Origin of the sequence: Variovorax sp. V93 (assembly GCF_041154485.1) — a bacterium.
Lineage (GTDB): Bacteria > Pseudomonadota > Gammaproteobacteria > Burkholderiales > Burkholderiaceae_C > Variovorax > Variovorax beijingensis_A.
Window position 1 is genome coordinate 675,871 of record NZ_AP028670.1, and the last position, 23,093, is coordinate 698,963.

The 23,093-nt window shown below is 65.8% G+C and carries 20 protein-coding genes; 5 read left to right on the forward strand and 15 right to left on the reverse strand.

Going from position 1 to position 23,093, the window contains the following annotated elements; all coding sequences use genetic code 11:
• The first annotated feature begins 247 nt into the window (after positions 1-247).
• Positions 248-1,753, forward strand: a complete 1,506-nt coding sequence (locus ACAM54_RS29195) for a PPC domain-containing protein (RefSeq protein ID WP_369651427.1) — start codon at positions 248-250, stop codon at positions 1,751-1,753.
• Positions 1,754-1,766: 13 nt separating this feature from the next.
• Here ACAM54_RS29195 and ACAM54_RS29200 read toward each other — a convergent pair whose 3' ends face one another.
• Genes ACAM54_RS29200 through ACAM54_RS29225 form a run of 6 tightly spaced genes read right to left on the reverse strand, consistent with a single transcriptional unit; the run spans position 1,767 to position 7,491 of the window.
• Entirely contained in the window at positions 1,767-2,588 is an 822-nt protein-coding gene (locus ACAM54_RS29200; protein WP_369651426.1) for an alpha/beta fold hydrolase, read from the reverse strand.
• A 37-nt stretch (positions 2,589-2,625) separates the two neighbouring features.
• A complete protein-coding gene (locus tag ACAM54_RS29205) occupies positions 2,626-4,227 on the reverse strand; it encodes an MFS transporter (protein ID WP_369651425.1) in 1,602 nt (533 codons plus the stop codon).
• The gene (locus ACAM54_RS29210; RefSeq protein WP_186454179.1) at positions 4,220-4,624 is read right to left on the reverse strand and encodes a DoxX family protein; all 405 of its coding nucleotides are present in this window, start codon (positions 4,622-4,624) and stop codon (positions 4,220-4,222) included. Before ACAM54_RS29210 ends, ACAM54_RS29205 begins: the two co-directional genes overlap by 8 nt.
• Entirely contained in the window at positions 4,624-6,528 is a 1,905-nt protein-coding gene (locus tag ACAM54_RS29215; RefSeq protein ID WP_369651424.1) for an amidohydrolase, read from the reverse strand. The genes ACAM54_RS29210 and ACAM54_RS29215 overlap by 1 nt, the downstream gene beginning before the upstream one ends.
• Positions 6,521-6,808 carry a DUF1427 family protein gene (locus ACAM54_RS29220; RefSeq protein ID WP_145743902.1) on the reverse strand — a complete coding sequence of 96 codons (288 nt, stop codon included), beginning with the start codon at positions 6,806-6,808 and terminating at the stop codon, positions 6,521-6,523. The genes ACAM54_RS29215 and ACAM54_RS29220 overlap by 8 nt, the downstream gene beginning before the upstream one ends.
• 29 nt (positions 6,809-6,837) lie before the next feature.
• Positions 6,838-7,491, reverse strand: a complete 654-nt coding sequence (locus tag ACAM54_RS29225; RefSeq protein ID WP_369651423.1) for a hydrolase — start codon at positions 7,489-7,491, stop codon at positions 6,838-6,840.
• Between the two features lie 169 nt (positions 7,492-7,660).
• Between ACAM54_RS29225 and ACAM54_RS29230 the strand changes: the two genes are divergently transcribed.
• On the forward strand, positions 7,661-8,569 hold the full coding sequence (locus ACAM54_RS29230) for a LysR family transcriptional regulator (RefSeq protein ID WP_369651422.1): 909 nt from the start codon (positions 7,661-7,663) through the stop codon (positions 8,567-8,569).
• Between the two features lie 30 nt (positions 8,570-8,599).
• Here the strand turns inward: ACAM54_RS29230 and ACAM54_RS29235 are convergent, their stop codons facing one another.
• The 3 genes from ACAM54_RS29235 to araD are packed head-to-tail and all read right to left on the reverse strand — an operon-like array spanning position 8,600 to position 12,102.
• The gene (locus ACAM54_RS29235; protein ID WP_369651421.1) at positions 8,600-9,595 is read right to left on the reverse strand and encodes a Bug family tripartite tricarboxylate transporter substrate binding protein; all 996 of its coding nucleotides are present in this window, start codon (positions 9,593-9,595) and stop codon (positions 8,600-8,602) included.
• Positions 9,596-9,640: 45 nt separating this feature from the next.
• Complete coding sequence (locus ACAM54_RS29240) at positions 9,641-10,351, reverse strand: ribonuclease activity regulator RraA (protein ID WP_369651420.1); 711 nt, start codon at positions 10,349-10,351, stop codon at positions 9,641-9,643.
• A 23-nt stretch (positions 10,352-10,374) separates the two neighbouring features.
• The gene (araD, locus tag ACAM54_RS29245) at positions 10,375-12,102 is read right to left on the reverse strand and encodes an L-arabinonate dehydratase (protein WP_369651419.1); all 1,728 of its coding nucleotides are present in this window, start codon (positions 12,100-12,102) and stop codon (positions 10,375-10,377) included.
• A gap of 83 nt (positions 12,103-12,185) precedes the next feature.
• Between araD and ACAM54_RS29250 the strand changes: the two genes are divergently transcribed.
• Positions 12,186-12,878 (forward strand): GntR family transcriptional regulator, encoded by a 693-nt coding sequence (locus tag ACAM54_RS29250; RefSeq protein ID WP_369651418.1) that lies wholly within the window; start codon positions 12,186-12,188, stop codon positions 12,876-12,878.
• A gap of 119 nt (positions 12,879-12,997) precedes the next feature.
• Here ACAM54_RS29250 and ACAM54_RS29255 read toward each other — a convergent pair whose 3' ends face one another.
• From ACAM54_RS29255 to ACAM54_RS29280, 6 genes are all read right to left on the reverse strand, one after another.
• On the reverse strand, positions 12,998-14,791 hold the full coding sequence (locus ACAM54_RS29255; protein ID WP_369651417.1) for an acyl-CoA dehydrogenase: 1,794 nt from the start codon (positions 14,789-14,791) through the stop codon (positions 12,998-13,000).
• Positions 14,792-14,927: 136 nt separating this feature from the next.
• Positions 14,928-15,458 carry a MarR family winged helix-turn-helix transcriptional regulator gene (locus tag ACAM54_RS29260; protein WP_369651416.1) on the reverse strand — a complete coding sequence of 177 codons (531 nt, stop codon included), beginning with the start codon at positions 15,456-15,458 and terminating at the stop codon, positions 14,928-14,930.
• Positions 15,459-15,541: 83 nt separating this feature from the next.
• Complete coding sequence (locus ACAM54_RS29265) at positions 15,542-16,348, reverse strand: alpha/beta fold hydrolase (protein ID WP_209502305.1); 807 nt, start codon at positions 16,346-16,348, stop codon at positions 15,542-15,544.
• A 120-nt stretch (positions 16,349-16,468) separates the two neighbouring features.
• A complete protein-coding gene (locus ACAM54_RS29270; RefSeq protein ID WP_369651912.1) occupies positions 16,469-17,626 on the reverse strand; it encodes a 2Fe-2S iron-sulfur cluster-binding protein in 1,158 nt (385 codons plus the stop codon).
• 66 nt (positions 17,627-17,692) lie between these two features.
• Positions 17,693-18,544 carry a xanthine dehydrogenase family protein subunit M gene (locus ACAM54_RS29275; RefSeq protein ID WP_145746273.1) on the reverse strand — a complete coding sequence of 284 codons (852 nt, stop codon included), beginning with the start codon at positions 18,542-18,544 and terminating at the stop codon, positions 17,693-17,695.
• Positions 18,541-20,922 carry a xanthine dehydrogenase family protein molybdopterin-binding subunit gene (locus ACAM54_RS29280; protein ID WP_369651414.1) on the reverse strand — a complete coding sequence of 794 codons (2,382 nt, stop codon included), beginning with the start codon at positions 20,920-20,922 and terminating at the stop codon, positions 18,541-18,543. Before ACAM54_RS29280 ends, ACAM54_RS29275 begins: the two co-directional genes overlap by 4 nt.
• 588 nt (positions 20,923-21,510) lie before the next feature.
• Here ACAM54_RS29280 and ACAM54_RS29285 point away from each other — a divergent pair.
• Both ACAM54_RS29285 and ACAM54_RS29290 read left to right on the forward strand, forming a co-directional pair.
• Positions 21,511-21,828: a non-heme iron oxygenase ferredoxin subunit gene (locus ACAM54_RS29285; protein ID WP_369651413.1), complete on the forward strand. Its 318-nt coding sequence runs from the start codon at positions 21,511-21,513 to the stop codon at positions 21,826-21,828.
• Positions 21,825-23,078 (forward strand): NAD(P)/FAD-dependent oxidoreductase, encoded by a 1,254-nt coding sequence (locus tag ACAM54_RS29290; RefSeq protein ID WP_369651412.1) that lies wholly within the window; start codon positions 21,825-21,827, stop codon positions 23,076-23,078. The genes ACAM54_RS29285 and ACAM54_RS29290 overlap by 4 nt, the downstream gene beginning before the upstream one ends.
• Positions 23,079-23,093 lie beyond the last annotated feature (15 nt).

The window sequence follows — 23,093 nt, forward strand, 5'->3', positions numbered from 1 at the left end:
CCTGCGAGCGAGGCCACTGGCTCTACAGCACGCCAGCGCTTCGAGTGGCTCGGCTTTGCCTTCGGACCGAGGACCACCGACCCGATGACGGCGCGGGTCGCGGCAGCGTTCGACCGTCGCTACCGAAAGGACGCACGCGGAGCGCCGATGGCAACTTAACTCTACGTTGACAACTTCATCGACCCCGACATCATGGTCCTGCGGATCGAGGGGAGCACCCTGATGCCAACGGAGAAAGAAGGAATCCATGCCTCATGCCTTGCTGCGACGACTTTTGATGTCATTGGGCTGTCTGTCGGGATTTGTCGCTGCTCCTCAGGCACAGGCCGCGCCGCTCGGGGATCCCGTCATGGTGAATACCGCCACTGCGGGCAATCAGCGTCCGATCTACTTCTCCGCAGGTTCAAACGGAGAAAAACTTCTGATCTGGTTCGACGCCGCAGCAAATGCCACATACGCTCAAAGAATAAGGTCGTCAGGCACGCCTTTTCTGACAAGACACCAGATCCAGACGCCTCCGGCGTATGCAAACTTCTCGGTCGACCGCGCCGGCAACTTCGTCTTCGGAAGCGACCCAGGACGAGTCACGGCTTATGACAGGAACGGCAATCTGCTTTCCAGTTTCCAAACGACTCCGGATTCATCGAGCACGGTCGCGAGCATGGATACGGACGGCAATATCACTGCAGCCTACTCGCGCTCGGCCTCGGAAGGGGCGCCTCGTACGATTGCAATCAGGCGATTCAATACCGGCGGGATTCCCATCGGTCCTGAAATCATCGTTGCATCGGATGCCCCGGACAAACTCGCCGGCCCCAGTTCAATTGCCACCGACGATGCAGGGAACATCGCATTGTCATTTGCGACCAGGCCCGGTCCGACGGCAAACCAATCCAACATCATGATCCAGCGCTTCAGCCGCGCAGGTGTGGCGCTGGCTCCGGCACTTGTCGTCAGCGCCATCCGATCGATATACAGCTCGGGCGGCCGTATTGCCATGGAACCCGGCGGGAAATCCATCATCACCTGGAGCGCTTCCCAGGATGACAACTACACTTGGAACATATACGCCCGCCCCTATGACGCGAATGGCAACCCCGGCGGATCGGTGCGAGTCAACCAACGCATCCACGAAGGCGAACCCGGGCCGAATCCGGGGATTGCAGAGAATGGCGATTTTGTCGTTTCATGGATTGCATCGAGTGGCGTGGTCGGTGGCCCCCAAAGCTCCACGTTGGCGGCCAGGCAATTTCGCAGCGATGGAACTCCGATTGGCGATGAATTTCGAGTCGACCCGCCGCAACCGCAATTTGGAGCCAGCCCGCTGCTGGCAATGGACCCGGTGGGAAATTTTGCAGTGACATGGCTCAGCACCTCTGCCGAGACCGGATGGGACGTCATGGCGCGCTCCTTCAAGATGGACACCCGGCCACCTCTTGTGCAACTCCTGAACAACCAGCCCGCCCAAGGCCTGGCCGGCGGCACCGACAGCTGGAGCTATTACAGGATCACAGTCCCACCCGGCGTTGCGCAGCTGAACATCAACATGGCGGGCCCCGTCGGCGGTGGTGACGGCGACATGTACATCCGCCTTGGCGCACTCCCGTCGCTGACGGCCTGGGACTATCGCCCCTACGTCAACGGCAGCAACGAAGCCATCGCGATCAGCAATCCCCTGCCTGGTGACTTCTACATCGCGATCCACGGGCGCAGCGCGTACTCGTCGGTCGGCCTGACCGCGAGCTACGACTGAGGCTCGCCTGCTCCTAGGCCTGGATGAATGCCAGCAGATCCGCGTTCACCTGATCTTTATGCGTGGTGCAGGTGGCATGCGGCGCGCCGGCGTAGACCTTGAGCTGGCTGCCCTTGATCATCTCGGCCGCGAGCTTGCCGGTGGCCTCGAGGGGCACCACCTGGTCGTCGTCGCCGTGGATCACGAGCGTGGGCACGTCGATCTTCGCCATGTCGGGACGGAAGTCGGTTTCGGAGAAGGCGGTCACGCAGTCGATGGTGGCCTTGATCGAGGCCTGCAGCGCGATCTGCAGCGTCTGCTTGAAGATGCCCTGCGACACCTTCGCACCGGGGCGGTTGGTGCCATAGAAAAGTGTGCTGAAGTCGTCGAGGAACTGCGGGCGATCGGCGGCCAGGCCGGCACGGATGCCGGCGAACAGCGAGGCCTCGGGGCCGACGGGATGGTCGGGCGTCTTCATGAACAGCGGCGTCACGGCGCTGATGAGCGCGAGCCTGGCCACGCGTGCGCTGCCCTTGCGCGCGATGTAGCGTGTCACGTCGCCGCCGCCCATCGAGAAGCCCACGAGGATCACGTCCTTCAGGTCGAGCGTCTCGATCAGCTCGGCGATGTCGTCGGCGAAGGTGTCGTAGTCGTAGCCGCTCCAGGGTTGGCTGGAGCGGCCGAAGCCGCGGCGGTCGAAGGCGATCGCGCGGTAGCCTCGTTCGGCGAAGAACAGCATCTGGGCGTCCCACATGTCGGCGCTCAGAGGCCAGCCGTGGCTGAACAGGATGGGCTGGCCCGAGCCCCAGTCCTTGTAGTAGAGCTCGGTGCCGTCGCGCAATGTGAGTGTGGTCATGGTTTTTCCAGTTGGATGAAAAGAGAGAAGAAGGAAATCAGAGCGACAGGAAGTGATGCACCTCGGGCCGGCCGGGCCCGATGTGAAAGCGCATGGCCTCGCCCTGCAGGTCGGCGTCGGCATGCGACACGCGGTGGTGCTGGCGCAGGTGCTCGGCCCAGGATTCGACGAGGAACCACTCCATCACGCGCTCGGGGTCGCCCGTGTGTTCGGTGAGGCCCCAGGCATAGGCGCCGTCGCGGCGGCGCTCCAGCGACAGCCGCTTCATCACGGCGAGGAACGCGACACGGTCCTCCTGGCGGATGCGGTATTCCACCTGCACCATCACCGGCCCGCGGTCGTTCGCCACAGGCTGGGCCAGCAGCGGCTCGGGCCAGTGGTTCGAGGGCTGCAGGTCGGCTTCGCCGGCCGGCAGGCGCACCCGATGAAAGATCAGCCCGGCCACGGCCAGGCCCACTGCACCCGCCACCAGCGTGGCCGGCACGCCGACCTGCTGCGCGACCAGGCCCCAGCCCAGGCTGCCGGCCGCCATCGCGCCGTTGAACACCGTGAGGTAGACGGCCAGGCCGCGTCCGCGCACCCAGTTCGGCAGGATCGATTGCGCCACGCCATTGAGCGTGGTGAGCGCGATGATCCAGCCCAGGCCCAGCACCAGCAGCAACAGCACCGCAAGCCACTGCGGCGGCGCGAAGACCAGGCTGCCCATCACGCCGGCGGTGAGCAGCGAAGCCAGCAGCAGCATGCCGTCGGCGTCGAGCCGTGCGCGCAGCCGCGGCATCACGAGCGCGCCGCCGATGGCACCCGCACCCACGGCGCCGAGCAGGATGCCGTAGAAGCCCGCGCTGCCGCCGAGCATCTGGCGCGCCACCAGCGGCAGCAGCGCCCACACCGAGCTGGCAAAGAGGAAGAACACCGCCGCGCGCAGCAGCACGCGGTGCAGCTCGCGGCTGGCGCGCGTGTAGCGCAGGCCGGCGCGGAAGGCACCGAGGAAGTTCTCGGACAGGCCGCTGTCGACGGCCGCCGGACGTTTCCACCACAGCAGCGCCGCGATCACGAATGCGTAGCTGAGCACGTCGATGCCGTAGGTGACGGCGGCACCGAAGCTCGCGAGGATCAGGCCGCCCGCGGCCGGCCCGATGGAGCGTGCGATGTTGATGCCCAGCGAGTTCAGCGCCACCGCGCCCTTGAGCTCGGCGCGCGGCACCAGCTCGGGCACGATCGACTGCCAGGTCGGCCCCATGAGCGCGGCGCCGATGCCGCCCACGAACGTCAGCGCGACCAGATACTCGACCGTGAGCGCGCCGGTGTGCGAGAGCACCAGCAGCGTGCCGCTCACGGCCGCCAGCACCAGCTGCACGAAGATCAGGAAGCGCCGCCGGTCGAGGATGTCGGAGAGCACCCCGGCCGGGATCGCAAGCAGGAAAATCGGCAGCGTGGCCGCGGTCTGGATCAGCGCCACCGCGGTCGGGCTGGCCGACAGGTCGGTCACCAGCCAGGAACTCGCCACGTCGCGCATGAAGCTGCCGATATTGCCGAGCACGGTGGCCGCCCACAGCACGGCAAAGACCGGCTGGCGCAAGGGCGCGAAGGCGCCGGGCGGTGCGGGAGCGACAGCGGCGCCTTGGGGTGAATCAGACATGGGCATGCTCTTTCAGGTCGAGCCAGGCGACGAGCAGAAAGCCGCCGACCAGGCCCAGGTGTTCGAAGAAGGAATTGGCTGCCATGAAGCGCTCCGGCTGCGGCATCTCCCAGAAGCGCAGCGCAACGAAGGTCGCCATCAAGGTGAAGCCCGCCAGCGCCAGTGCGCCAAGCCAGCGATGAAAGCCCGTGAGGATGAGCGCCGCCGCGCCGAGCTCCAGCACGATCACCGCCGCGGCCAGCGGCCCCGCGGGCGAGAGGCCGAAATGGTTCATCTCGGCGATGGCCGCGTGGAAGTCCATCGCCTTGTTGAGCCCGCCCTGCAGGTAGGCCGCGCACAGCAGCAGCAAGGCGACCCAGCGCACCGCGGCTGAGGTGGTCCAGCGTATCGTCGTCATCACACCGCCCAGCAGGCGCAGCCCAGCGCGCCCCAGAAGCTCTTGAGGTCGGCGATCGGCAGCTTGCTGCTCCAGGCCGTCGCATGCTGGTGGCCGTGCACGTTGCAGTTGTTGGCGCAGGCGCAGGCCGCGGCGGCGTTGCGCAGCACCTTCTGCATCGGGGCGCCTTCGGCGCTGCCCGCGGCATCGGCCCAGCCGGCATAGCCGCCGAAGGTGCGCGCGGGCGACCAGTCGGGCATGGCCGGCGGCGGCGCGCCCTCGTCGTGCGCGGCGAAGGGGCCGGCGCCGTAGACCACCTTGCCGCCCACCAGGGTGAGCAGCGCGGTGGTGTCGGCAATCTCCGATTCGGCGCAGGCGAAGTAGTCGCGGTCGGGCACCACGAGGTCGGCGAGCATGCCGGCCTCGATGCGGCCCTTCTTGCCGACCTCGTTGGAGAACCAGGTCACGTTCTCGGTCCACATGCGCAGTGCGCCTTCGCGGTCGAGGCAGTTGCGCTGCGGATACAGCTGCATGCCGCCCACCGTCTTGCCGGTGACCAGCCACGACAGCGACACCCACGGGTTGTACGAGGCGACGCGCGTGGCGTCGGTGCCGGCCGACACCTTCAGGCCGCGCTCGAGCATGCGCCTGACCGGCGGCGTGGCCTCGGCTGCGCCGTGGCCGTAGCGCTCGACGAAATACTCGCCCTGGTAGGCCATGCGGTGCTGCACCGCGACGCCGCCGCCCAGCGCGGCAATGCGGTCCATCGACTGCTCGGAGATGGTCTCGGCATGGTCGAAGAACCAGTTCAGGCCCGCGAGCGGCGTGTCCTGGTTGACGCGCTCGAACACGTCGAGCGCGCGGCTGATGGTTTCGTCGTAGGTGGCGTGCATGCGCCACGGCCAGCGGTTCTGCGCGAGGATGCGCACCACGTCCTCGAGCTCGCCTTCCATCTCGGGCGCCATGTCGGGCCGCGGCTGGCGGAAGTCCTCGAAGTCGGCGGCCGAGAACACCAGCATCTCGCCCGCGCCGTTGTGGCGGAAGTAGTCGTCGCCCTGCTTGTACGTCGAGTTGGCAGTCCAGTTGAGGAAGTCTTCCTTCTCGGCCTTGGGCTTCTGCGTGAACAGGTTGTAGGCCAGCCGGATGGTGAGCTGGCCGTCGTCGGCCAGCTTCTGGATCACGGTGTAGTCGTCGGGGTAGTTCTGGTTGCCGCCGCCCGCGTCGATGGCGCCAGTCACGCCCAGGCGGTTGAGCTCGCGCATGAAGTGGCGCGTGGAATTGAGCTGGTAGTCGAAGGGCAGCTTCGGGCCCTTGGCCAGCGTGGCGTAGAGGATGGCGGCGTTGGGCTTGGCCAGCAGCAGGCCGGTCGGGTTGCCGGCCGCGTCGCGCACGATCTCACCGCCGGGCGGCGCGGGCGTGTCCTTGGTGTAGCCGACGGCGCGCAGCGCGGCACCGTTGAGCAGTGCGCGGTCGTACAGGTGCAGGATGAACACCGGCGTGTCGGGCGCCACCGCATTGAGTTCCGCAATGGTCGGCAGGCGCTTCTCGGCGAACTGGTGCTCGGTGAAGCCACCGACCACGCGCACCCATTGCGGCGCCGGCGTGACGGCCACCTGGCGCCTGAGCATGCCCATGGCGTCGGCCAGGCTGCGCACGCCGTCCCAGCGCAGCTCCATGTTGAAGTTGAGCCCGCCGCGGATGATGTGCAGGTGGTTGTCGATCAGGCCCGGCAGCACGCGCTTGCCCTGCAGGTCGATCACGCGGGTGTGGCTGCGGGCGAGCGGCAGGATGTCCTCGGCCCGGCCCACGTGCGTGAAGCGGCCGTCCTTGATGGCCACCGCATCGGCCGTGGGATTGGCGCGGTCGAGGGTGGTGAACAGCCCGCGGTGCAGGATCAGGTCGGGGGTCTTCTCGGTGTCAGCCATTGCGGGGCTCCTTCGAAGATGCGGCGTCGGTCGCGGCGGTGGGCAGGCATTTCGGCAGCTCGCCGAACACATGCGGCTTGACCTGGTGGTGCAGCCAGGACGCGGCCACGGCCTGCGGCCCGACCAGGCTCTTCACCAGCGGCGGAATCTGCTCGCCCAGCAGGATACCGAGCAATCCCACCAGCGCGATGACCGGCGGCGCCGGCGAGCGCACCTGGAAGAGCGCATAGATCACGCCGACCAGAAGGCCGAGCGCAAGGGAAACGACATAGGGCTTCATGGCCGGGCCTTCCTTCTCTTCTATCCCGCTCAGCCTTCGTGCGCGCCGAACATGGTCTTGGCGTAGGTCACGCCCAGGCCGTAGGCGCCGCCCACCTTCTTCGCGATGCCGGTGGTCAGCTCGTAGGTGTCGCCGCGCGCCCAGTCGCGCTGCAGTTCGAGCAGGTACTGCAGCGAGGTCATCGGCTGCGCGCCGGCCTGCACCATGCGCTCCATCGCGCGGTTGTGTGCCTCGGCCGAGACATCGCCGCAGGCGTCGGCGATCACGTACACCTCGAAGCCCTGGTCGAGCGCCGACAGCGCCGGGCCGACGATGCACACGCTGGTCCACAGGCCCGCGAGCACGATGCGCGGCTTGCCGATCTCGTTGACGCGCTCGATCACGGCCGCGTCTTCCCAGGTGTTCATCGAGGTGCGGTCGAGCATCTTCTGGCCCGGGAAGGCGTCGGTGATCTCGCTGAACATCGGGCCCGAGAAGCTCTTCTCGGCCACCGTGGTCAGGATGGTCGAGACCTTGAAGCCGGCCGCGGCCTGCGCCACCAGCGCGGCGTTGTTGCGCAGGTTCACCGCATCGATCGAGTGCGTGGCAAAGGCCATCTGCGACTGGAAGTCGATCATCACCAGCGTGTGGTCGGTGGGGGTGAGCAGCTTGGCGCCGGCGGTGGGGGTGGCTTTGAGGGACATGGGAAGCTCCTTTGGGGTTGAGTGGATGTTCGATTCGATTCACAATTGCTTTCGGAGGAAATCTCCTTGGCATGGGCTCAATCATCGGGGCCATTTCATCCGTCATCGACGAAACTTTTCACCATCAATGATCGAAGTTTTCGATCATTGCCTTTTCGAGGATTGCCGCGTGCTCAAACTCAGCCTGGAAGCCATCGAGGTCGTCGACGCCATTGCGCGGCACGGTTCCTTCGCCGCCGCCGCCGCGCGCCTGAACAAGGTGCCCTCCACCATCTCGTACGCGGTGGGCAAGCTGGAGGAGCAGCTGGGCATGCTGCTGTTCGAGCGCAACGGCCCGCGTGTGACCCTCACCGGCGCGGGCGAGGAAATGCTCAAGGAAGGCCGCTGGCTGCTCAGCGCCGCGAGCGACCTCGAATCGCGCATGCGGCAGATCGCCACCGGCTACGAGTCGGAGCTGCGGCTGGTGCACGACTCGCTCATTCCCACCGAGGCGCTGATCGGCGACATCCGCGCCTTCGAGGACCTGCGCTGCGGCACGCGGCTGCGCGTGGGCTGCGAGGCGCTCACGGGCAGCTGGGAGGCGCTGCGCGAGGGCCGCGCCGACATCGTGATTGCCGCGGGCGAAGGCCCGGCCGGCGGCGGCTACCAGGCCGTGGCCGTGGGCAGCCTGGAGTTCGCGTTCTGCGTGGCGCCCACGCACCCGCTCACGCGGCTGGGCCGGCCGGTGCAGCGCGGCGACCTGCTGGAGTGCAACGCCATCGTGGTGGGCGACAGCGCGCGCACGCTGTCGGAGCGCACGGTGGGCCTGCTCGCGGGCCAGCCGCGCATCACCGTGCCGTCGATGGCCGCGAAGATCGCCTGCCAGGTGGCCGGGCTGGGCCATGGCTTCCTGCCGCGCGCCTGCATCGTGAACGAGCTCAGGCGAGGCACGCTGGTGGAACTGCCGACCGAAGAGCCGCGCCCGCCCGAGGCCTTCTGGCTCGCATGGAAGACCAATGCGCAGGGCCAGGCGCTGCGCTGGTGGCGGGAGCGGATGAACCGCACGCTGATACCGGCGCTGCTGCCGCGCTCGCCCTGAGCGGCCGCACCGGCAAGCCCGCCGCGAGACTCAGTCCGCGGTCGCGCCCGACTTCTTCACCAGCTCGGCCCAGCGCGGGATCTCGCGCGCCATGTGGTCGCGCAGTTCCTCCGGCGTGCTGCCGACGATCTCCATGGCCAACTGGCCCGAGAGCTTGGCCTGCACGTCAGGCTGCTTCAGCGCCTTCACAATCTCGGCATTCAGGCGCTGCACGATGGGCCTGGGCGTGCCCTTGGGCGCATACACGGCCTGCCAGGACGACATCTCGAAGCCCGGCACGCCCGACTCGATCATGGTCGGCAGTTCCGGCACCAGCGCGATGCGCTTGCCGGTGGTCACGGCCAGCAGCTTGAGCCGGCCGCTCTTGACGAGCGGCAGCGCGGCCGTCACCTGGTCGAACATGAAGGGCACCAGGCCCGACGCGACATCGGTCATGGCGGGCGGCGTGCCCTTGTACGGCACGTGCGTGAGCTTGACGCCGATCATGTCGGCGAACATCTCGCCCGCCAGGTGCGTCGAGGTGCCGGCGCCGGACGAGGCGAAGGTGCGCTTGGATTCGTCCTTCTTGAGCAGCGCGATCAGCTCGGCCACCGAGTTCACGCCGAGCTCGCTGTTGACGATCAGCACGTTGGGCAGCCGGCCGACCAGCGACACGGGCTCGAAGTCCTTCATCGGGTCATAGGGCAGCTTCTTGTAGAGGCTGGCGTTGATGGCGTGCGTGCTGATGGTGCCGCCGAACAGCGTGTAGCCGTCGGGCGCGGCCTTGGCCACGTAGGCCGCGCCGATGCCGCCGGCCTGCCCCGGCTTGTTGTCCACCACCACCGACTGGTGAAGGCTCTCCTGCAGCTTGTTCGACAGGATGCGGCCCACGATATCGGTGGAGCCGCCGGCCGTGAAGGGCACGACGTAAGTGATGGGCTTGGCCGTGGGCCACTCGGCCTGCGCGAGGGCCGCGGCCGGGGCCAATGCAAGTGAGGATGCGAGTGCGGCAAACAGAAGGCCGGCGGCGCGTGGGATGAAGGGCATGGTGTTGTCTCTCTTGTCGTTGGTCGTCGTCGGGAAAAGCCGGACTCAGCGCCCGCAGGCCTGGCGCCAGGCGGCGAACTCGGTGCGGCTTTGCTCCTCGGTCGGCGGATAGAGGCCGAGGATGGAGCGGCCCTCGAGCACCTTCTCCTGCACGAAGTCCTCGAAGACCGTCATCTCGGTGGCCTCGGCCGCGATCTCGTCGGCCATGGCCGCCGGAATCACGATGACGCCTTCGGCATCGCCCACCACCACGTCGCCAGGCCACACGGCCACGTCGCCGCAGCCGATCGGCACGTTGATGTCGATGGCCTGGTGCAGGGTCAGGTTGGTGGGCGCGCTCGGGCGCTGGTGGTAGGCCGGAAAGCCGAACCTGGCGATGTCGGGGCTGTCGCGAAAGCCGCCGTCGGTGACCACGCCGGCCACGCCGCGTTTCATGAGCCGGCTCACCAGGATGCCGCCGGCCGAGGCGGCGCGCGCGTCCTTGCGGCTGTCCATCAGCAGCACCGCGCCCACCGGGCACTGCTCCACGGCCTGGCGCTGCGGGTGGTTGCGGTCGTTGAACACGGTGATGGGGTTCAGGTCTTCGCGCGCCGGCATGTAGCGCAGCGTGAAGGCCTCGCCGACCATGTTGGGCAGGCTCGCATCGAGCGGATGCACGTCCTGGATGAACTGGTTGCGCAGTCCGCGCTTGAACAGCGCCGTGCACAGGGTGGCGGTGCTGACCTTCATCAGCTTCTCGCGGGTTTGGGGATTCACGTTGTCGCTCTCCGTTGTGGTCTTCAGAAGATGTCCGGCTCGGGCACCGGGCGGCCGAACGCGGTTTCGAGGAAGTCGAAGTCGCAGCCCTCGTTGGCCTGCAGGATGTGGCGGCCGAACATCCAGCCGTAGCCGCGTTCGTAGCGCGCGGGCGGCGGTGTCCAGGCCGCCTTGCGGCGGGCCAGTTCCTCGTCGCTCACTTCGAGATGGATCGTGCGTGCGGGCACGTCCACCGTGATGCGGTCGCTCGTGCGCACCAGCGCCAGCGGCCCGCCCACTGCCGCCTCGGGCGAGCAGTGCAGCAGGCAGCCGCCGTAGCTGGTGCCGCTCATGCGCGCATCCGACAGGCGCAGCATGTCCTTCACGCCCTGCTTCAGCAGCTTGGTGGGGATCGGCAGCATGCCCCACTCGGGCATGCCGGCGCCGCGCGGGCCGGCGTTGCGCAGCACCAGGATGTCGTCGCCGGTCACGTCGAGCGCGGGATCGTCCACCGCCTGCTTGAGCGCCGGATAGTCGTCGAACACCAGCGCACGGCCGGTGTGCTGCAGCAGGTGCGGCGCGCAGGCGCTGGGCTTGATCACCACGCCATCGGGCGCGAGGTTGCCGCGCAGCACGGCCAGCGCGCCTTCGGCATAGATGGGGTTGGCCAGCGGGCGGATGACGTCGTCATTGAACACCTGGGCGCCCTCGATGTTCTGGCCGAGGGTGCGGCCGTTGACCGTGCGCGCCTCGGCCTTCAGGTGGCCGCGGATGCACTCGAGCATCGCGGGCAGGCCGCCCGCATAGAAGAAGTCTTCCATCAGGTAGGTGTCGCCGCTCGGCCGGATGTTGGCGACCACCGGCACCCGGCGGCTCGCGGCGTCGAAGTCGTCCAGCGTGACCGGATGGCCGGCGCGGCGCGACATGGCGATCAGGTGGACGATGGCGTTGGTGCTGCATCCCATGGCCATCGCGCAGGCGATGCCGTTCTCGAAGTTGGCGCGCGTGAGCATCTTCGCGGGCGTCAGGTCGTCCCACACCATCTCGACGATGCGGCGGCCGCACTCGGCGCTCATGCGCACATGGTTGGCATCGGCCGCGGGAATGCTCGAGGCGCCCGGCAGGGTGAAGCCCACGGCCTCGGCGATGCCCATCATGGTGGCCGCGGTGCCCATGGTCATGCAGGTGCCATGGCTGCGCGCGATGCCCGCTTCCATCTCCTGCCAGGCCTGGTCGCTCAGCTGGCCGGCGCGGCGCTGGTCCCAGTACTTGAAGGCGTCCGAGCCCGAGCCCAGCACCTGCCCGCGCCAATTGCCGCGCAGCATCGGGCCGGCCGGCAGGTAGATGAACGGCAGGCCCATGCTCAGCGCGCCCATCGTGAGGCCCGGCGTGGTCTTGTCGCAGCCGCCCATCAGCACCGCGCCGTCCACCGGATGGCTGCGCAACAACTCTTCCGTCTCCATGGCGAGGAAGTTGCGGTAGAGCATGGTGGTCGGCTTGACCATGCTTTCGCTCAGCGAGATGGCCGGCAGCTCGAGCGGGAAGCCGCCCGCCTGGAAGATGCCGCGCTTGACGTCGTCCACGCGCTGCTTGAAGTGCGAATGGCACTGGTTGGCATCGCTCCAGGTGTTGACGATGGCGATGATCGGCTTGCCCACCCAGTCGGCGGGCGCATAGCCCATCTGCATCACGCGCGAGCGATGGCCGAATGAGCGAAAGTCGTCGGGCGCGAACCAGCGGGCGCTGCGCAGGGTGTCGTAGGAACGTGGCATCGGAGGCGGAACCGGTATTCTTTGTGGGATCCGCCACATTAAAACACTAATATATCACTCGGTCAAAGCGAAAATTCGAACGAATGACAGCCCTCCCCCGGATCCGACTCGACCGCACACGCCTTGCAGCGCCCCAGGTGCTTGAAAAGCTGCGCGACGCCATCCTCTCCCTCGAACTCGTGCCCGGCACGGTGCTGGTCCGCCAGGAGCTGGCCGACCGCTTCGGCGTGAGCCAGACGCCGGTGCGCGAGGCGCTGCTGCGCCTGGCCGAGGAAGGCCTGGTGGACGTGTTCCCGCAGCACGCCACGCTGGTGAGCCGCATCGACGTCGATGCCGCGAGGCAGGCGCACTTCCTGCGCCGCTCGATCGAGCTCGAGATCGTGCATCAGCTGGCCGAAGAGGCGCCGCCCGAGCTGGTGGCCCAGCTGCAGGCCCAGGTCGCGCTGCAGGCCACGCTGGCGGCGGCGCGGCAGTACGGCGACTTCGTCGGCGCCGACCGCAAGTTCCACCAGCTGATGTATGAAGCCGCGGGCGTGCCGAGCCTGTGGGACATGGTGTGCCGCGTCTCGGGCCACGTGGACCGCCTGCGGCGCCTGCACCTGCCCACGGCGGGCAAGACCGAGGCAATCCTGCGCGACCACCGCGCCATCGTGCGCGCCATCGCCAGGCACGACGGCGCCGCGGCGCAGAAGGCGCTGCGCGAGCACCTCTCCGGCACGCTGAGCTCGCTGCCGGAGATCTGTGCGCGTCATCCGGATTTCATTGCGGGGAAATAGCGCGGCCAGCCAGCCTCTCCGATTCACCGGCGGCCGATCTCGCGCGGCTGAATTCGGAATCCACCAGAAACGAGGAGTTGATAGTTGGCGTCAGGAGCTTCGCCTGCGGATCATTCCCGTCAGTACATATCGGCTGCCAGCGCCGTCACGCTTTCCGCGCCATCAACGATGCTGTCGCGCAGCCCGGGCGCCTTGGCGAGGATGTGCTCGGCATAGAAGCGCGCGGTCGCGATCTTGGCCTGCATGAAATCCACGTCGACGTTGTGCGACGCAAGGTCCTCTGCAATGATCAGCGAGCGCGCCAGCTGCCAGCCGGCCACGAGGTTGCCCGCGAGCATCAGGTAGGGCACGCTGCCTGCGAACACCGCGTTGGGCGAGGCCTTGGTCTGGCCCGCCACGAAATCCACCACTTCCACAAAAGCCTCGCGCGCGGCCTTCAGGCGCTTGAGCACCGCCGCCGCGGCCGCGCTGCTGTCGCTCTTGGCAAGCTCGGCTTCGGTCTTCTCGATCTGCGCCGCAATGGCCCTGGCGGTCTGGCCGCCGTCGCGCGCCGTCTTGCGGCCCACGAGGTCGTTGGCCTGGATCGCGGTGGTGCCTTCGTAGATCGTGAGGATCTTGGCGTCGCGGTAGTACTGCGCCGCACCGGTCTCCTCGATGAAGCCCATGCCGCCATGCACCTGCACGCCGAGCGAGGTCACTTCGAGGCTCATCTCGGTGCTGTAGCCCTTGACCAGCGGCACCATGAATTCGTAGAAGGCCTGGTTCTGCTTGCGCGCCTCGGCATCGGGATGGTGGTGCGCAGCGTCGTAGGCGGCGGCGGCCACCGAGGCCATGGCGCGGCAGCCTTCGGTGTAGGCGCGCATGGTCATCAGCATGCGCTTGACGTCGGGGTGGTGGATGATGGGCGCGCTCGCGTTCATCGACCCGTCGACGGGGCGGCTCTGCACGCGGTCTTTCGCGTAGGCCACGGCGTGCTGGTAGGCGCGTTCGGCAATCGCGATGCCCTGCATGCCCACGGCGTAGCGGGCCGAGTTCATCATGATGAACATGTACTCGAGGCCGCGGTTCTCCTGGCCCACAAGATAACCGACGGCACCGCCGTGGTCGCCATACTGCAGCACGGCGGTCGGCGAGGCCTTGATGCCCATCTTGTGCTCGATGCTCACGCAGTGCACGTCGTTGCGTTCGCTTAAGCGACCGTCCTTGTTCACGAGGAACTTCGGCACCACGAACAGGCTGATGCCCTTCACGCCTTCGGGCGCGCCGGTGACGCGTGCGAGCACCAGGTGCACGATGTTCTCGGCCATGTCGTGCTCACCGTAGGTGATGAAGATCTTGGTGCCGAAGACCTTGTAGGTGCCGTCGGGCTGCGGTTCGGCGCGGCTGCGCACCAGCGCCAGGTCGCTGCCGGCCTGCGGCTCGGTGAGGTTCATGGTGCCGGTCCACTGGCCGCTCACGAGCTTCTCCAGGTACACCGCCTTGAGTTCGTCGGAGCCGGCCGTGAGCAGCGCCTCGATGGCGCCGTCGCTCAAAAGCGGGCACAGCGCGAAGCTCATGTTGGCCGAATTGAGCATCTCGCCGCAGGCCGCGCCGATGGTCTTGGGCAGGCCCTGGCCGCCGAAATCCGCCGGATGCTGAAGGCCTTGCCAGCCACCCGACACGTACTGCGCGAAGGCTTCCTTGAAGCCCGGCGTGGTCGTGACCTGGCCGTCCTTGAAGGACGAGGGGTTGCGGTCGCCCTCGATGTTCAGCGGCGCCACCACGTCCTGGTTGAAGCGCGCGCATTCCTCGAGCACGGCCTGCGCGGTTTCGAGGCCGGCGTCCTCGAAGCCCGGCAGCCTGGCGATCTCGCCGATGTTGGCCAGGTGCTCGATGTCGAACAGCATGTCCTTGAGGGGGGCGGTGTAGCTCATCTCCATCCTGCTTCCAGAGCAGTCCCAAATTACTTAATTGACACAACTTACGTGCGGGCAAGCGATACGGACGCCGAAAGAAAGCAGTGGGCCCATATTCATCAGTCGCCGAAAGACGAAAACTCCATCAGACGACTCAAATTCCCTTTTCCTTCTTTTCATGCGCATCGACGAGCTGCGCAAGCAACCTCATGAAGACAACGCGATCTTCTGGCGACAGCGGTTCGATCAGCAGTTCTTGAGAGCGGTGAATGCTTTCTTGCAAGTCGTTGATCAGGTTGAGTCCATCCGTGGTGATCACCGAAAGCCTTGATCGACGATCATCCGGGTTGACGCGGGTTTCGACCAACCCCTTGTCACCGAGACGTTTGAGCACTTCCGCCGTCGTTGTCCGGTCCAGCGAAAGCTCTCGACCGATCGCTTTCTGATCCAGCCAGGGGTTCATCGAAAGCGCCGTCAGCATGCCGACCTGAAGCGGAGTGATGCTTTCGGACTTGCATAGATCGAAAAAGATCGCCTGTCCGATCTGGGTCAGCCTGCGGATGAGGAAACCCGGGCGACGCCACATGACCTGGCGCAATGGATTGAAAGGCTCTGGGACCAGGTGCTTTGCCACATCGGCTGAGCCGACCGTCTTTTTCTGAGCGGGAGAACGCTTTGTCATCATCTCGAGATCGCTGAAGGTGTCAGCCGACGAGTTTATCGACTCCCTTGAGTGTGAATGGAAACCCAACTGCGCTTCAGGTTGCGCTAGCGCAGGTCGACCTTCAGGTAATCACCAAGCAAGCGATAAAAATCTTCCTCGTCATCCCACGGGATCATGTGCCCGGCGTTCAAGGCCGTGCATTGCGACAATCCAGGCGAGAGAGCCTCGATCTCGGCAAGGTCTTCCGGCAGCATCACCCCTCCTCGGCCCGCGGCCATCAGAAGTCCAGGCGTCCGCAGTTTGGGTAGATCGGCGTGGATGTCGTCCTCATGGAAGCCAGCATGCGCCTGGACAACAGCATCCTGGTCGCACGTATGGAGCCATTCGGCCCTCAGCCGCAATTGTTCATCTGTCCACGTGGGCGCATAGGGGCGAAGCTCTTCGGCCGTGATGCCATTGACAGCCATTTGGATCGACTCGACATACCAAGCCAGAGGGACTGGATAAGGTCGGCGGCCCGGGCCGGACATTGGCGGATCGACAAGCAGCAGCCTGGCCATGCGTCCCGGATCGAGCGCCGCGGCGCGAATCGCCACGCGGGCGCCCATTGAGTGACCCAGCACCGTCACGGATGACCACCCCAGGACATTCAGCAGATCCAGCACATCGGCCGCCATGGCATCAAGGGTCGCGACCATCCCCGGCGCGCTGAAGGACAGACCGCGCCCCCGGAAGTCAAGGACATGGACGTCGAAGTGCCGAGCCAATCGTTCGGCGACGAAGCCCCAGGTAATTGCAGGACTCGTAATTCCGGGCAACAGGAGCAGTCGAGGACCCTGTCCTCCATAGCGCAAGAGGTGCAGCCGCACCCCGTTTGCACGGATGTGATAGCCAAGAAGGAAGGAACTCATTCAGACTCCGAAAATATTCATGCGGCCAACTCTGTGACGCGAGCATCACGCTCAAACCGACGTTGAAAGAACCATCGAAACGCTCGCCTGGGCCGCTTGCCTCTCCTGCAGCGAGCCATGTCAGAGCTGCGGCGGCTTTCCAAACCAGCCACGGATGCGATTCCAGAGCACGCTCCACATCATCCCGGCGACGGAAACCGTGGGTTGTGGTTCATTGGACGCAACCGTTTGACCGCCCAGCCTTCGCGTGATCTGTTTTCCGAAGTCCGCGACCATGCGGCGCACGAAATCCTTCACAAGTCCGGAGCGCGAGAATTGAGCGAGTGGACCCTGGAGGGCATAGATCATGTCCACGTGGACACGCGTGCTGCCGGCCGACAGTGCTTCCAGGCGATAGGTGATGTCTCCCTGGGTGCGCGACTTGCTCAGGCTGTCCTGGCCGGCACCGCGCAGGACCGCGCGCCTGGCAACATCGTCACGCTCCAGCCGCGCTGCACCGGCGAAGGCCGCCGACATCGGGCCGAACTTGATCGCGATGGTGCCCTTGACCCTCTCTCCCTCGTGCGAGTCGATGGTCGCACCGGGCAAGCAGGAGGCAACCGCAGGCAGGTCGCCCATGAACTCCCACACCTGATCCGCCGGATAGGGCACATCGAAATGCACTTCGATCGCGTTGCCCTTGGCCTTGGCCTTGGCCATCGCGACGGGATCGACCTCCGCCATTTCAGCGGCAGTCACCGGATCCGCCGTGGGCGGCTTGGCGGGCGAACGCGCGGGCGGCTGCGCCTGGCTCGGTGTAGTGACCGGGCCCAGTGCCATGGTTCGCGGCAAGCTCAGTGTCTGCCGCAGGTTTTCGACTGGCGCGTCGGGGGTGTCACGCTGCTGTTGCAGCACATCCAGGATCGCGTCCACGATACCCTGGTATCCGGTGCAACGGCACAGGTTCCCGGAAAGCTCGAGGCGCACGCGCGCCTCGTCGGCGTGGGGCAGACGAAGCACGATGTCGCGCGCCGTGGTGAGCATTCCGGGTGTACAGAACCCACACTGCAATGCGTGATGACGCGTGAACGCCGGGCGCAGCCTTTGCATCACTGCATCATCGTCGTAGCCCTCGATGGTGGTGACCTCCTGGCCCTCACATGCGACGGCGAAAGTGATGCACGAGCGCGTCGGTTGACCGTTGACGAGCACCGTGCATGCGCCGCAGACGCCATGCTCGCAGCCAAGGTGGGTTCCTGTCAGGCGCAGCTCGTCCCGCAGGAAGTCGCCAAGATGCATCCGCGGCTCGGCGTGCCGGCTGTAGCCGCGGCCATTGACCTGAATAGAGATGGGGTCCAAGTCTTCTTACTCCGCTTGCTTGAGGTTGGAAAAAACACCGGACTGCTCGAGTGCGCGCTCGACGCAGGCCGTGAAGAGCTTCCGGTCGATGGCGTCGCGATCAGGGAGAGCGGCGCCGACGGCCGCGCTTACCTTTTCACGCCCCGCAGCCTGCGCACCCCTGCTGGCAATTTCCGCCGCGAAGTCATTCAGCAGGATCGGTGGCCCGTCTGCGGCCCCCAGAACGACGCGTGCTCGCTTGCGCGAGACATCGAAATAGACCGCCGCACTGGCCTCGGCAAATTCGCCAGGCTTGCGGCAGACCTTGTGATACCCCCAGCGCGTGGTCGGCGTCTCGGATGGCACATGAATGGCAAGGATCAACTCGTCAGCCTCGAGCACCGTTGTATAAGCGCCGAGCATGAGGCCGTCCGCCTCGATCGTGCGTTCGCCGCGCGGCGACCTGATCACAATGCGCGCACAGAGTGCAGCGAGCGTCACAACCCAATCCGCTGCTGGATCTGCATGCGCCAAGCTACCTCCGACGGTGCCGCGGCTACGGATCGCGCGGTAGGCGATCCCGCCTGCGACCTGACGCATGGGATGCGCCGCCAGCGGCGGGTACACACCATCCTCGATCTCGGCATGCGTGACGGCTGCGCCGATCTCGACCCACTCGCCCTTGCGACTGACAGCGCGCAGCGTTGGGATATTGGCCACGTCGACCACTTGAGCCGGTCGCGCCAGTCTCAAGTTGAGCATGGGACCGAAGGACTGGCTTCCGCTCATCGCCTTTGCCGTGCCGCCGCCCTTGGCCAGCACCTCGATCGCCTCATCCACGTCGAAGACCCGGGTGTATGCAAATTTCGGCGCCTTCATTTGACGAGCTCCTGTTCCGGCTTCGCGCTTTCGAGGGCCTTGAGCAAGCGACGCGGCGTCAGGGGCGTCATCAGTACCTCGGCAGCACCCGTGCCTCGCAACGCGTCGTTCACGGCGTTGAAGATCACCGCCGGCGGCGCGATTGCGCCCCCCTCCCCCACGCCCTTGGCACCGAACTCGGTGTGAGGCGAAGGTGTCTCGAAATGCTCGATACGGATGCGCGGCACTTCCGTGGCGCCAGGCAAGATGTAGTCGGCCAGAGTGGAAGCCAGGGGCTGGCCTTGATCGTCGTATGGGCTTTCTTCATACATCGCGGTGCCGATGCCCTGCGCGATGCCCCCGATGGTCTGGCCCTCCACGATCATCGGATTGACCATGGTGCCGCAATCCTCGACGACGACGTAGTCGAGGATCTCGACCTCGCCCGTCTGCGTGTCGACAGCGACAACGACCGCATGGGTGGCGTAGGTAAAGGTACCTGTGTCGACTCTGGGCTTGTACGCACGCGAGACCTCCAGTCCACCGAGATGAACGTTCTCAGGCAGGTCCTGCGGCGTGAGATACCACGCACCGCCCACTTCGGACAGCGGAATCGACTTTTCCCCGGCGACAGCAAACCCCTCGACCAATGCGACGGTCTGCGGGTCCACGCCCATGAGATAGCCGGCAATCGACTGAATGCGAGGCAACAGTTCCTTGCACGCGGTCGAGATGGCGCCTCCTGACATGACGGTGGCCCGAGAGGCGTAGGTCCCCGAGGAGAAGGGCGTGAGCGCAGTGTCGCCATGCACCACCCGGATCCGGGCAACAGGAATGCCAAGTACATCATTGGCGATCTGCGCAAAGCTGGTCTCCATGCCTTGGCCATGCGAGTGCACGCCGACGCGCACTTCCAGTCCGCCATCCGCAGTCATCCTGACCACCGCCTGATCGAAGCCAGGCACCACCGGCAACCCCCAGTTGGCGAAAACGGTCGTGCCGTGGGCAGACTGCTCCGTGTAGGTTGCCGTCCCGAACCCGATCCGGCGTCCATCCGGCTCTCCCCGGGCTTGCCGCTCACGGACTGCAGCGAGTCCGATCATCTCCACGGCGCGGCGCAGGCTCGCGGGAAAGTCGCCGCTGTCAAAGTGCTTGTTGGCTACGTTGACATAAGGCATGGCGGCGGCCGGGACCAGGTTGTCCATGCGGACCTCCCATGGCTCTCGCCCCACTTCACGCGCCACGGCGTCCATGAGGAGCTCGATCGCGAAGCACACGCCGGTGCGCGCTACGCCGCGGTAGGCCATGAAGCCCGGCTTGTTGGTCGCGACACACAGGGTCTCGCAGCGATAGCCGCGGAAGGCGTAGGGGCCCGGCAGGTTGCCGATCGCCTGGCCAGGTTCCAGACCGACGAAGAAGGGATAGTAGGAATAGGCGCCGCCGTCGATGGTGATGACGGCGTCCAAAGCGAGGAGCTTTCCCGTGCGGTCCGCATAGGCAGTGAGCTGGTAGTGATGCTGCCGCGTATTGGCACCGACGATCAGATGCTCGCGCCGATCCTCAAGGTAGCGGAACGGCGTTCGGTATGTCTTGGCCAGCCAGGCAATGCACAGATCCTCGGGGTACAACTGCCCCTTGTAGCCAAAGGCGCCTCCCACGTCGGGCGACACCACGCGTACCGCTTCCTCGTTCATCGAGAGGTGCTGGGCGATACCGACGCGCAGCAGGTGCGGGACTTGCGTCGCGCTCACGACCACGAGTTGATCGGCCTGGAAGTCCCAGTAGGCCAGCACCGACTTACCCTCCAGCGGCACGATGCACTGACGCGAGAGCTCGACGGTGCGGCTGACCTTCACCTCCGCCTTTGCGGCAAGTTCATCGAAGTCGCGATTGGCCCGCAGCGTGAGAAACACATTGTCTTTCCACCCGGGGTGAAGGAAGTCTCCCGTCGCCGCAAGAGAAGACTCGGCGCCGTGGTAGACGGGAAGCTCGTCATAGGAAACCTGCACCTCCTCGAGCAGGTCTTCCGCCACTGCACGCGTGGGCGCAACGGCCATGGCGACCGCCTCTCCCACATGCCGGACCTTGCCCGAAGCCAGCGGCGGCAAGGCTGAGTACTGGTATGTGGGCAGCGAAGAAGGCGAACCGATGTCCGCAGCATCCGGCATCATCTCGCGCAAGAACACCTTCCCCGCAAGCTCCTCCGGAATTTCGACCCCCGTGATGGTGGCGTGCGCCAGAGGACTGCGCAGGAACGCGACCTCCTGCAGACCCGGCAGCACGAAGTCGCCCACGAAGTTGCCTTTGCCCACCATATGGCGCGCATCCTCCTTGCGAGGCACCCGCGCTCCGATGCCCTCGCGCTTGAGCACTCTCGCCGGAATGTCTGCTTGGTTCATGCGTTTCCTTTTCCTTGACTAATTTGCCCGGGCGTGCCGCACAGGATGTGCGGCACGGCGGCACTGTCCCAGCGATCCCAGCCGCTGCTCATTCATGCGCACAGATGACCCGTCCGAAACTGGCCCGTGACGGCACTTCGTGCTTCATGCCGCGTACCTGGCGTTCGCCGCCGCACCGCCGACTCCATCGAAAGCCCCTGAGTGAAGCCGTGACCTCGACCACGGCGCACCCCGATCTGCGCGCGACTTCGAAAGCACCGGACCCCGCCATGCTGCATCGCGGCTTCCAGACCGTGATTCAATGTCTCACATCTATTTTATGACAGTACACGTGCAGAAGTATAGATGCGCTAATGCCGCGTGTGAAGACAGCATTTCTTGATGAAAACCCTGACACGCCGAACTCACCGACGTGGTGCTATTCCAGAGCGCAAATGCACTCTTCTTGCCCATCGTCCAGGCGCTTTTCTATCCACTCTGGTGCAGCGCCAACAAGTACAAACCCGCACTTGAAAAGACGATTCGATGCGCTTAATATGACAGTTCACTGAGTATTTATTTCGGATCTTTCAACGACTGGATGGGGCCATGGATTGGATCAAGGTCGCCTCGGCGCAAGAGCTGAGCAACGATGAAGCGAAGACAGTCAATGTCGCCGGCTACGGTGTTGCGCTGTACCGGATCGACGACGAGTTTTTCGCCACAGACAGCATGTGCACCCATGCCACGGCTCTGCTCTCGGAGGGCTATGTGGAAGACGGCTGTGTCGAATGCCCCTTGCACCAAGGCCGCTTCGACATTCGCACAGGCAAAGCGATGTGTGCGCCGGCCACCGTGGACCTGCGCACCCATGCCGTGAAGCGGGAGGGCGATCACATCTACGTGTTGTCGCCTGCCGGCAAATGACCGCACGCGGCATCGTCATCGTCGGTGCGGGTCAGTCGGCGGCCGTCGCGGCGCACGCCCTGCGCGAGCATGGCTACAGCGGGCGCATCACGATGCTGGGTCGGGAGCGCCACAGACCGTATGAGCGCCCGCCTTTGTCCAAGGCCGTCTTGGTGGCTCCCGACGCCCCCCGGCTCGACGTCCTCACGGACGAATCCTGGACGCGCAGCAAGATCGACCTGCTCAGCGGCAGCAATGCGGTTGCACTGGACCTTGTGCAGCAGCATGTTCGCCTTGCAGACGGGCAAGTGCTCGAGTACGAGATCTGCCTGCTCGCCACCGGCGGTGAGGCCGTCACGCTCGCATCCGTCCCAGCCAGCCGCCCGGGTGTGCACTACATCCGCACCCTGGATGACGCGCGCAGGCTTCGAGCCGCCCTTCAAGGAACGCCGCAAGTCGCGATTCTGGGCGGTGGGTTCCTCGGCCTCGAGATCGCCAACTCGGCACTGTCCGCAGGCGCTTCGGTGACGGTACTCGAACGCGCCACATCCGTGCTCGATCGCTTTGTGCCGCCGGAGGCGTCGGCATGGCTTGAATCGCGAATACGGGCAGCAGGCGCAAGGCTCCTGCTCGGCGCTTCCTTGAACGGCGTCCATTCATTGCCAGTCGGCCGGTTGCGCCTGAGCACCAGCACCGGCGACCTTGAAGCGGATGAGGTGATCATCGCCATCGGCCTGTCTCCGAACGACGCGCTGGCGCGCGACGCGGGACTGGAGATCGCGGCAGGCGGCGGAATTCTGGTCGACGCGTCCTGTCGCACCAGCAACGCACACGTGTTTGCATGTGGCGACTGCACCAGCCAGCGTCGTCCCGGGCAGGCGGCGCCAACGCGACTCGAATCCTGGCAGAACGCGAACGAGCAGGGGCGCACTGCCGCTGCTGCCATGCTGGGCCTGCCTCTTCCTGCACCTGTGGTGCCATGGTTCTGGACCGACCAGGGAAAACACAACATCCAGATGCTGGGCCTGCCGGCCAGCGATCTCGAATATGTGCGCCGCGGCGACCCGGCCAATGACAAGGCGCTGTGGATCGGCCATCGGGGTTCTGTCCCCCTGCACGGCGTCGCCATCAATGCAGGCGCCGATCTGCGAGCCGTTCGCCCTCTCTTCGAACGTGGGCGGCCCGTGCAGTTGCAGGACTTTCAACTGGACGCCACCAACCTGCGCGCATGGGCCAAGCAGATGCAAGCCGATGACGCGCTCACCGCTTAAACCACCTCTCTCAAA